The sequence below is a fragment of the Bacillus sp. LR--39 genome (assembly GCF_053613335.1).
Genome location: NZ_JBSIOT010000876.1, coordinates 1 through 710, shown reverse-complemented (window position 1 = coordinate 710; position 710 = coordinate 1). Strand labels below are relative to the sequence as shown.

Sequence of the window (710 nt, the reverse complement as noted above, 5' to 3'; positions counted from 1 at the left end):
ATTGAAGATGAAGATCTCATCGAGAGAGAAAATATCGTAGTTACTCTGACGCACAACGGATACGTCAAACGTCTTCCTGCATCAACTTACCGCAGTCAAAAACGGGGCGGAAAAGGTGTACAAGGTATGGGAACAAACGAAGATGATTTCGTTGAACATTTGATCTCTACGTCAACTCATGACACGATTCTCTTCTTCTCGAACAAGGGGAAAGTGTATCGTGCAAAAGGGTATGAAATCCCTGAATACGGCAGAACGGCAAAAGGAATCCCGATTATTAACCTGCTGGAGGTAGAAAAGGGTGAGTGGATCAACGCGATTATTCCAGTCACGGAATTCAATGCGGAGCTTTACCTTTTCTTCACTACAAAGCATGGGGTTTCAAAACGAACATCGCTATCTCAATTCGCTAATATCCGCAACAATGGTCTAATCGCTCTGGGTCTTCGTGAAGATGATGAACTGATGGGTGTACGTCTGACTGACGGCACAAAACAAATCATCATTGGAACGAAAAACGGTTTACTGATCCGTTTCCCTGAAACAGATGTCCGGGAGATGGGAAGAACTGCGGCGGGCGTAAAAGGCATCACCCTGACGGATGACGACGTTGTTGTCGGCATGGAGATATTAGAGGAAGAATCACACGTCCTTATCGTAACTGAAAAAGGGTACGGAAAACGAACTCCGGCTGAAGAGTACAGAACCCA

1 pseudogene is annotated in these 710 nt (G+C 45.4%); it reads left to right on the top strand.

From position 1 onward, the window contains the following. A pseudogene (gyrA, locus tag ACWHAR_RS27170) lies at positions 1-710 on the top strand (DNA gyrase subunit A); the annotation flags it as partial.